Below are 8,958 nucleotides of genomic sequence, written 5' to 3' on the forward strand. Positions count from 1 at the left end.
GGTGATAATAGGTGATATTGATTATCATTTGCATATCAACCATGTATTGTCTATGATCTTTAGGTCGAGGATCAATATGTTGACAAAACATAAATCCCAAATACTATATGTGCCAATATATATTAATAATGATTATCATTAAGGTTTAGTTGAGGTTGTATAATATGGATGTCATCGTTTATTCCAAGCCACAGTGTGTGCAATGCACAGCAACGGTTAAGGCGTTACAGAGCAAAGGTATTGAGCATACAGTTGTTGATTTAACGTGCGACGAAATCGCAATGGAAAGAGTTCAATCAATGGGTTATCGACAAGCTCCCGTGGTTGTCGCCAATGACCGCCATTGGTCCGGTTTTAGACCTGACATGATCAGCGCGTTGGGTTAATGATTGTTTATTATTCTAGCGCTTCAGGGAATACGAAGCGGTTTGTCGAACAGCTAGGATTACCTGCGATCAGGCTTCCTACTGAGGCCAATGAAAGGGCGCTAGAGATTGAGCAACCATTCGTACTCATATGCCCGACTTATGCCGATGGTGAGGGGCGAGGAGCTGTGCCTAACTCTGTTATAAGTCTATTGAATAACCCGAATAATCGAGCATTGATTAAAGGTGTGATTGCTTCGGGAAATCGAAACTTTGGAGCTCTTTTTGCTCGCGGAGGTGCCATTGTCGCTGAAAAATGCAATGTACCGCTGTTGTATCGTTTCGAACTATCTGGAACCCAGAGCGATATTGATATCGTGACAAATGGGTTAGAACAATTTTGGAAACATCATGGATAACCACTTTGAGAACGAGTCCCTTGACTACCATGCTTTAAACGCAATGTTGAATCTACTTGATGAACAAGGGACGATTCAGTTTGAGGCAGACAAGCAAGCGGCTCGACAGTTTTTCTTACAACACGTTAATCAAAATACCGTTTTCTTTCATAATTTAGACGAGAAGATCGACTATTTGCTCAGAGAGGGATATTACGAGGCTCAAGTTATTGAGCAATATGATCGCAGTTTTCTTCATCAAATCTGGGCAAACGCCTATCAAGCCAAATTTCGATTCCGCACGTTCTTAGGTGCTTATAAGTTCTTTACTTCCTATGCACTAAAAACTCGTGATGGTAAGCGATATTTAGAAAGGTTCGAAGACCGAGTGGTTATGACTGCACTGTTACTGGCTCGTGGTGACTATGAATTTGCACTGGCACTAATGGAAGAAATCATTCATCAACGCTTTCAACCGGCTACGCCCACTTTTATTAACTCCGGTAAAAAGAGCCGTGGTGAATTGATCTCCTGCTTTTGGTTGAGAATCGAAGACAATATGGAGAGCATCGGTCGTGCGATTAACTCATCGTTGCAACTCTCACGTCGTGGCGGTGGTGTTGCTTTACTTCTGACGAACTTAAGAGAGCAAGGTGCGCCCATTAAGGGGATCTTAAATCAAAGTTCAGGTGTCGTCCCTGTGATGAAATTGCTTGAAGACAGTTTCTCGTATGCTAACCAATTGGGGTCTAGGCAAGGCGCGGGTGCTGTCTATCTCAATGTTCACCATCCAGACATCATGCAATTTCTTGATACAAAAAGAGAAAATGCCGATGAAAAAATCAGAATTAAGACCTTGAGCCTTGGTGTTGTCATTCCCGATATTACTCTGGAATTAGCCAAGCAAAACAAAGATATGTACTTGTTTTCTCCTCATGATGTTGAGCGAGTGTATGGCGTACCTTTCTCTGAAATTAGCGTGACGGAGAAGTACCATGAAATGGTGGACGACCCGAGGATCCGCAAAGGGAAAATGAGTGCAAGAGGCCTTTTCCAAACGCTTGCCGAGATCCAATTTGAGTCGGGCTATCCATACATTATGTTTGAAGATACGGTTAATCAGGCTAACCCCATTCAGGGGCGTGTAAATATGTCTAACTTGTGTTCGGAAATATTACAGGTTAACGAGGCGTCAAATTATGATGATGACTTGAACTATAGTCATATCGGGCGAGATATTTCGTGCAATTTAGGCTCGATCAACATTGCCAAAGCCTTGGATGGAGGTCGACTATCTCAAACCGTTGACACCGCAATTCGAGCATTAAATGCAGTGTCAGAGATGAGCGCAATCAACAGTGTTCCTTCGATAAGAAAGGGCAACGATGAAAGTCACGCTATTGGTTTAGGTCAGATGAACTTGCATGGTTTTTTGGCTAGAGAACGCATTCACTATGATTCACCAGAGGCCATTGATTTCACCAGCAGTTATTTTGCCTGTGTTTTATATCACTGTCTCGTGGCTTCCAATAAGTTGGCACAAGAGAAAAGAGTACGTTCAAAGGGTTCGAAGATTCTAGTTACAGTGATGGGTCTTTCTTCGACAAATATTTGCAGCAGGATTTCTCGCCAAAATTGGACGTGGTCCAAGATCTCTTTAGCCGTTTAGATATACGAATACCCACCGTGTCTGAGTGGAACGAATTGAAACAACTCGTCATGAGCTCAGGGCTATACAACCGATACTTACAGGCCATTCCTCCTACAGGCTCAATTAGCTATATCAACGACTCTACCGCTTCTATTCATCCCGTTACCGCTAAAGTGGAGATAAGAAAAGAGGGTAAAATTGGGCGAGTTTACTTCCCTGCGCCGTATTTGAATAACTCCAATTTAGAGTACTTCCGTGATGCCTTTTCCATAGGCCCTAAGGCAATAATCGATGTCTATGCAGCGGCCACCGAACATGTTGATCAAGGCCTTTCATTAACTTTGTTTTTTGACGATGAGGTAACGACGAGAGATATCAACAAAGCTCAGATCTACGCATGGAAAAAGAAAATTAAAACGCTTTACTACATCCGAATGCGACAGAAAGCATTAGAAGGTACTCAAGTTGAAGGGTGCGTGTCGTGCTCACTGTAATAAAGGGATAAACGCAATGAAAAAGATGGAATCCGGACCTGTTCAAGCGATTAACTGGAATCGTATGATTGATGGCAAAGATCTAGAGATTTGGAATCGCCTGACGGTTAATTTTTGGCTGCCTGAAAAGGTACCTTTATCCAATGATATTCAAACATGGAAGCAACTAACTGAAGAAGAGCAAACGCTAACGATTAGAGTTTTTACCGGTTTAACGTTACTCGACACGATTCAGAATACGGTGGGTGCGCCAGCCTTGATGGAAGATGCGAGAACACCTCATGAAGAAGCGGTATTAACCAACATCGCGTTTATGGAGGCAGTTCATGCTCGTAGCTACTCTTCTGTATTCTCAACTTTGTGTACTACGCCGCAAATTGATGAAGCGTTTCGCTGGGCTGAAGAGAACCCTCTGTTACAGAAAAAAGCACAGAGTATCCTCGACGATTATTTGGCTGAAGGCGACCCGCTAAAGAAAAAAGTGGCCAGTGTTTTTCTAGAGAGTTTCTTATTCTATTCTGGTTTTTATCTACCCATGCATTGGTCGAGTCGGGCAAAACTGACCAATACAGCGGATTTGATCCGTCTGATTATTCGTGATGAGGCGATTCATGGTTACTACATTGGATACAAATTTCAACTCGCTTACCAATCTCTTAGTGAGGAAGAACAGGCGAGAGTTAAGGATGAAGCTTATTCATTAATGTTCTCTCTTTATGAAATCGAAACACAATATACCGAATCGCTTTATGATCCTGTTGGCTTAACTGAAGATGTTAAGCACTTCCTACATTATAACGCTAACAAAGCATTGATGAATCTTGGGTTTGAAGCATTGTTCCCGGATGAGTTGTGTCAGGTTAACCCTGCTATCATGGCCGCCCTGTCGCCCAATGCTGACGAAAATCATGACTTCTTTTCTGGTTCTGGATCTTCTTATGTCATAGGTAAAGCTGTCGCGACCGAAGACGATGACTGGGATTTTTGAACGAATAGCCCGAGTATGAACTCGGGCTTGAAAGAGGATTACTTACCCTTGAATCGACATCATCGTTCTAAGGCTTGCCGTTTGAAAATTAGGTCACTCAGACGGCAAATTTTGCTTTAACTCTAAAAGCATTTTATAAGCACTTTCGCCAGACATTTCGTATGGGTTAAATTGATCCGAAGTCGAAAATTGTAAGTTCAACAGTTCAGTCAAATTAGACTGCGGAATGTCTCCCATCGACCAATCTCCAAACTCTCGACAATCAACTTCCTTAAAATACAGTATGGTCACTCTCTCGTGCCGCTTATCGTTTAGGATGTGATTGTAGGTATGGTTTACCGCCTCCCTAGAGCCTTCAATGCATTGAAGAAAGTACTTTTGGTTATGACTGAGAAGCCCTGTTAGATGGCTCTGCCGGTTGTGGTCTCGTGAGATAGTGAGTATTTCATCCAGTGCTTTGGAATCACAACATTCGGAAAGTGTACTGACATAAATTAACCGAGTTAGGAACATAGGCATCATTTCGAATTTTTGTTCAAAGGGTATTAATAAATATAAGCCAAGCTCATGGAATTGCGAGTTATTGACCTAATTGTCACTCGGGGGCTTTCGGAAGAGAAGAGGATGGCGATGAAGTCGCAAAGGACAGCTAGCAAGATGCGCTAAAATGACTCGAATATTGGACATTCAATCATTCTAGCGACCTGCTTGCATCGAGTCTCTCGTTAGTCGTTAAGAACCGAAATCGATTCGACGTTGGAAGATGCATCGAATCGAACATTGACCAATACGCTTTCACGTTCAAAAGTCACATCATCAAAATCAGTGGCTGCGATCTTAAATCCATTCCTTGCGAATAAACTGGTCACTGTTGTTCGTTGTTTCTGTTCCATGGCGCTTGTCAGTAGTTCGTTCATTGTGATCTCCATTAAGTAACCGTGTGCATAGTGTAAGCGTACAGGGTCTACGTTATGAGTTCAATTGCTTAATTAATAAGCTGTGTTGATGAGTTCAATTGAATGATTTTGGTATTCCAAAATGTGATAAATAAGAGGGTGGATGGCCGTATTATCTATGATAAGTATGGTGTAATGTGACCACCGTTCAGTAGACTTTTGGGTAGGGGTTTATTTAAAAAAATTCAATGTAATAAGTGGTTACAAATCGAACTAGTGTGGTTTGTGGTTTTACGTTTTTTCGAAATTACTTTGTATTGGTTCAGGTTATTGCGATGTCGCATCTTCGGCATCCTGTTTTAATCTTTAGCCATAAACGGACTTGATGACTTGATGGATTAGTAATTCTGCCGTTGCTTTTTGGATGTTGGGGTTTTTCAATTTAAGCGATAAGTCTTTGATCTAATGAGCAAGAAGGAACGTATTTCTGTTCATTTAATTGAAGATGAGTAGGCAAAGATGTTATCTAAAGAGACTGAATCAAGAATTATTGAAATGGCGTGGGAAGACAGAACGCCGTTTGAAGCAATAGAACTGCAATTTGGTTTAAATGAATCAGAGGTGATTCGCTTGATGCGCAGTCGTTTGAAGCTTGGCAGTTTCAAGTTGTGGCGTACTCGCGTTTCTGGTCGCTCTACCAAGCACGTAAAACTTCGTAGCTCAGATGTATCTAGAGGTTATTGCCCTACTCAGTATAAGCATCGTTAAATTGATACTTACGTAGATTTGTAGCCTCAATGGATATCCCTGTATGGAAAAGAAAGGAATAAAAGGAATGAAAAAGTTTATTACTCTATTTTTGGTATTGCTCTGCTTTGGTGTCAGCCATGTTCAGGCCAATGATGCGCGACTTAAGCAAGCTTACCAAAATCACCAAAGTGATGTTCAAGTACGTGGTTCGGGTTTAGTTTCACGATTGCTTCCAGACGATAATAAAGGCTCTCGACATCAGAAGTTTATCTTAAGACTCGACAGCGGACAAACTTTGCTGGTGGCACATAATATTGATTTAGCTCCTCGTATTCAGGGATTGAGAAAGGGCGATAGAGTTGAATTTTATGGGGAGTATGAATGGAACAAGAAAGGTGGCGTGATGCACTGGACTCACAAAGACCCTCGGAATCACCATGCTCATGGTTGGCTGAAGCATAATGGGAAAATATACGAGTAGACGACGTTTGGCATGCTGTACCTACGCTCGCCTTGGTTTCTGATTATATTGAATTCCTCATTTGGACCTCACTTATATTTGCTCTAATAGTAGAAAGAGCCGATAGTTCGGCTCTATCATTGGCTCTCGATAGGTCTATTTGTAAGCTAGCTTCGCTTGGTTATTTTTACATTAAACCCAACGGGAGACATCGTGAACGCAAACTGTTCAACCACAGTTTCAGGGGCTTGTTGTGGCTCAATACTGAATTCTTTAAACAATGTATGAAAGGCGAGTTTAATTTCCATCATGGCCAATGAGCGTCCAGGGCATAGCCTTGCTCCTCCACCAAACGGCTGAAGGTTAGAGAAGGAAGCGCCATCTTTTTCTACCCAACGATTCGGGTTAAACGTTGTTGGATCTTCAAATAAATCAGGGTCAAAACCATTCGCGTGTAGCATTACAAAAACAGGTGTGCCTTTTTTTACTTCGATGTCACCAATCTGAGTGTCTCGTGTGGGTTCCAAATAAAGTTGTGGTGCTACCGGCTTTAATCGCATGGCTTCATACATCACCGCTGTCATATAAGGTGTTCGAGGAAGCGGCCATTCTAAGACCTTTCTCTTCCCTAGGGCGTCAAGTTCATCTTGTAAGGCCAACTCACTACTGCGATTGCCGCTGACTAAGAACGCCATCCATGCCAGTGTATTCGCTGTGGTATCTTCACCCGCTAATAGAAGGGTAATCGCATTAGCCATAATATCTTGGTCAGTTAATGAGGAATCTTGCTCTTGTTCCAATAACATGATTTGTAACATGTTCTCTGGTGAGTCTTTAAGGTTTGGTTCGCTAATCAGCCGAGCTCGTTGTTTTTCAATACATCCAGAAACAAAATGCCCAATGTCTTCCAAGCTGGCATCAAACTGCTTATCTTTTCTTGTTTTGAAAAAACGCCATAATGGAATTGGAGACTTACAACGTTGGTTTATTACCGGAAAAACGTCTTGTAAGCTTCGACCTAACGGCGTAGTCGTTTGTTCTATCGAGTTAAAGTCTTCCCCGAACGCCAGCAGAGAAGTTACATCGACCGTGTATTTTTTAAATTCAGCGATTAATTCGACCACTTCTCCTGATTCCGCTAGCATTTCAAAGTGCTTTCCTAGGCGCTCTGTAATCACGCTTAACTGAGGATGAAAATGTTTAAGGTGACTCGGCTGAAACATAGGTTCTGTTAATTTTCGTTGATGCTTCCAACGTTCTTCTTCAGCAGAGAATATGCCATTAAAACCGGCTTCATCAAATACACTTTCGATGCTTTTTAAGCGGCGAAATTCATCCGGTCTCGATTTCAACACTGACTTGATTTGAGCTGCATCAGACAATACAAGTACATCCTTCAAGCCTAGCTTTAAACGGAAATGAGCACCGTACTCTTTAATCCAACACAACATTTGCTGATGAACATTGGGCTGTTTTAAATAGCTCACATGTCCTAAAACACCAGAAGTGGGTGGCATTGGTAGTTGCTCAATTCGCTTCATTTTCATTTCCTTATGTATATCATTGATGGCGCGTAACAATACTGAAGTTACGGCTAGAGCGATAAGTAAAAGTCAGCATCTAATTTAGCAAGTTTCATGGTTTGGTAAGTAAAGGTATGTAAGTGAGTGGTTAACCGCTAAGTTTACGAAACCTCGGAACCGGAGATTCCCCGACAATTACTTAACGAATATTTTTGATAGTGGACTAATTACGCCGTTGGCTCCTCTATCTATGATGTGAGTATATATTTGCGTTGTTTTTAGATCGGTATGTCCAAGCTGTTCTTGAACTGTTCTAATATCAGCACCGCTTTGAAGAAGGTGCGTCGCAAATGAATGCCTTAAAGTGTGGCAGGAGATGTTTTTCTCAATGTCGGCTTTTTGGCTAGCGACCTTAATGTGTTTTTGTAGTGCTGTTGGATGAATATGATGCCTACGTAATTCACCTGTTCGTAAATCGGGTGCCAGACGAGCAGAAGGAAAAAGAAATTGCCAATTTAAGCTTCTTTCTGCACTCGGGTATTTTTTAGCTAGAGAGTCGGGCAGGTATACGCCAGAAAAAGCTTTATCATGTATATCTTGCTGATAGTATTCTGCGGATTTCTGTTGTTGCAACTGGATTGCAGGGAAAAGCTCGGGGGCTATTGTCACTATACGGTTCTTTCCTCCTTTTCCTTGCCACACTCGCACTGATTTGTAGTCATAGTCGATGTCTTGCATTCGTAAGCGTAGACACTCCATCAACCGTAGGCCTGACCCATACATTAATTGGTAAGGTAATTTGAAGTTAGGTGAGCAGTGGTTAAAGAACCTGCCAATTTCTTCTGGAGTCATAACCGTTGGCAACTTTCGGGATTTGTCTGAACGGCGAAACTGCATATCAAGTTCAATGGGTTCCTGAACGATTTCTTTGTATAAAAAGACTATCGCATTGAGGGCTAGGCTCTGCGTTTTCTGTGCTGACTTCCTATCAACAACTAAGTGCGTCAGGAAGTCTTCTACATGCCTTGAAGTCAAACTTCTGGGATGCTTTTTATTATGATAAAGAATGTACTGGTGAATCCAATAGATGTACGCCTGTGTAGTACGAAGAGCATAGTGTCTCCCCAACATATATTCTTGTATGTAGGCTAGAAATGGTGATTTTTGCATTTTAATTTTAACTGGTTATATATACATGAATTTTAGTTTGGCACATCAATTCATGCTATATAGAAAAAATCTGTATTTTGGGATTCAGGCAGATGCTCGTAGTGCTTAAGTTGCTATTAGTTTTCATAAAAACGGGGTATGGTTAACTTCATCAAGATACTAGATAGAAAAATTCTATATTTAAATACAGAATTTTTCTGTCTAAGAGCTGTTGAACTAAGCCGCTTCGCGGAGGGCTTTCCTCTCACTTACCTGATAGACCA

Annotated in this window: 9 protein-coding genes and 1 pseudogene; 6 read left to right on the plus strand and 4 right to left on the minus strand. The window is 41.6% G+C overall.

The annotated features are described in order from the left end of the window. The first annotated feature begins 164 nt into the window (after positions 1 to 164). The 4 genes and pseudogenes from nrdH (at position 165) to nrdF (ending at position 3,896) form a co-directional block, all read left to right on the plus strand. Positions 165 to 386 (plus strand): glutaredoxin-like protein NrdH, encoded by a 222-nt coding sequence (nrdH, locus tag AB6E08_RS08870; RefSeq protein ID WP_009847124.1) that lies wholly within the window; start codon positions 165 to 167, stop codon positions 384 to 386. Beyond that, a complete protein-coding gene (nrdI, locus tag AB6E08_RS08875) occupies positions 386 to 784 on the plus strand; it encodes a class Ib ribonucleoside-diphosphate reductase assembly flavoprotein NrdI (protein WP_012604288.1) in 399 nt (132 codons plus the stop codon). Before nrdH ends, nrdI begins: the two co-directional genes overlap by 1 nt. Beyond that, positions 777 to 2,908, plus strand: a pseudogene (gene nrdE, locus AB6E08_RS08880) (class 1b ribonucleoside-diphosphate reductase subunit alpha). Before nrdI ends, nrdE begins: the two are co-directional and overlap by 8 nt. Positions 2,909 to 2,924: 16 nt before the next feature. Beyond that, positions 2,925 to 3,896: a class 1b ribonucleoside-diphosphate reductase subunit beta gene (gene nrdF, locus AB6E08_RS08885; RefSeq protein WP_372063390.1), complete on the plus strand. Its 972-nt coding sequence runs from the start codon at positions 2,925 to 2,927 to the stop codon at positions 3,894 to 3,896. A gap of 93 nt (positions 3,897 to 3,989) precedes the next feature. Here the strand turns inward: nrdF and AB6E08_RS08890 are convergent, their stop codons facing one another. Together AB6E08_RS08890 and AB6E08_RS08895 are read right to left on the minus strand one after the other, a co-directional pair. Next, positions 3,990 to 4,409: a BLUF domain-containing protein gene (locus AB6E08_RS08890; RefSeq protein WP_017097344.1), complete on the minus strand. Its 420-nt coding sequence runs from the start codon at positions 4,407 to 4,409 to the stop codon at positions 3,990 to 3,992. 212 nt (positions 4,410 to 4,621) lie between these two features. After that, the gene (locus AB6E08_RS08895) at positions 4,622 to 4,813 is read right to left on the minus strand and encodes a hypothetical protein (RefSeq protein ID WP_009847119.1); all 192 of its coding nucleotides are present in this window, start codon (positions 4,811 to 4,813) and stop codon (positions 4,622 to 4,624) included. A 498-nt stretch (positions 4,814 to 5,311) separates the two neighbouring features. Here AB6E08_RS08895 and AB6E08_RS08900 point away from each other — a divergent pair, with 498 nt between their 5' ends. Further along, complete coding sequence (locus AB6E08_RS08900) at positions 5,312 to 5,560, plus strand: TIGR03643 family protein (protein ID WP_009847118.1); 249 nt, start codon at positions 5,312 to 5,314, stop codon at positions 5,558 to 5,560. Positions 5,561 to 5,627: 67 nt separating this feature from the next. Next, complete coding sequence (locus tag AB6E08_RS08905; protein WP_029222999.1) at positions 5,628 to 6,023, plus strand: DUF3465 domain-containing protein; 396 nt, start codon at positions 5,628 to 5,630, stop codon at positions 6,021 to 6,023. Positions 6,024 to 6,169: 146 nt separating this feature from the next. On the opposite strand, the gene AB6E08_RS08910 is transcribed toward AB6E08_RS08905, so the two are convergent. After that, positions 6,170 to 7,543 carry a cytochrome P450 gene (locus AB6E08_RS08910; RefSeq protein WP_372063387.1) on the minus strand — a complete coding sequence of 458 codons (1,374 nt, stop codon included), beginning with the start codon at positions 7,541 to 7,543 and terminating at the stop codon, positions 6,170 to 6,172. Positions 7,544 to 7,720: 177 nt separating this feature from the next. Next, on the minus strand, positions 7,721 to 8,695 hold the full coding sequence (locus tag AB6E08_RS08915) for an integron integrase (RefSeq protein WP_372063385.1): 975 nt from the start codon (positions 8,693 to 8,695) through the stop codon (positions 7,721 to 7,723). Between the last annotated feature and the right edge of the window lie 263 nt (positions 8,696 to 8,958).

The sequence above is a fragment of the Vibrio sp. 10N.247.310.24 genome (assembly GCF_041467175.1).
Taxonomy (GTDB): domain Bacteria; phylum Pseudomonadota; class Gammaproteobacteria; order Enterobacterales; family Vibrionaceae; genus Vibrio; species Vibrio tasmaniensis_A.

Bases quoted from the DNA above. Each gene is read 5' to 3' on its own strand.
- nrdH (WP_009847124.1), top strand. From the start codon at position 165: ATGGATGTCATCGTTTATTCCAAGCCACAGTGTGTGCAATGCACAGCA.
- nrdI (WP_012604288.1), top strand. From the start codon at position 386: ATGATTGTTTATTATTCTAGCGCTTCAGGGAATACGAAGCGGTTTGTC.
- nrdF (WP_372063390.1), top strand. From the start codon at position 2,925: ATGAAAAAGATGGAATCCGGACCTGTTCAAGCGATTAACTGGAATCGT.
- AB6E08_RS08890 (WP_017097344.1), bottom strand. From the start codon at position 4,409: ATGTTCCTAACTCGGTTAATTTATGTCAGTACACTTTCCGAATGTTGT.
- AB6E08_RS08895 (WP_009847119.1), bottom strand. From the start codon at position 4,813: ATGAACGAACTACTGACAAGCGCCATGGAACAGAAACAACGAACAACA.
- AB6E08_RS08900 (WP_009847118.1), top strand. From the start codon at position 5,312: ATGTTATCTAAAGAGACTGAATCAAGAATTATTGAAATGGCGTGGGAA.
- AB6E08_RS08905 (WP_029222999.1), top strand. From the start codon at position 5,628: ATGAAAAAGTTTATTACTCTATTTTTGGTATTGCTCTGCTTTGGTGTC.
- AB6E08_RS08910 (WP_372063387.1), bottom strand. From the start codon at position 7,543: ATGAAGCGAATTGAGCAACTACCAATGCCACCCACTTCTGGTGTTTTA.
- AB6E08_RS08915 (WP_372063385.1), bottom strand. From the start codon at position 8,695: ATGCAAAAATCACCATTTCTAGCCTACATACAAGAATATATGTTGGGG.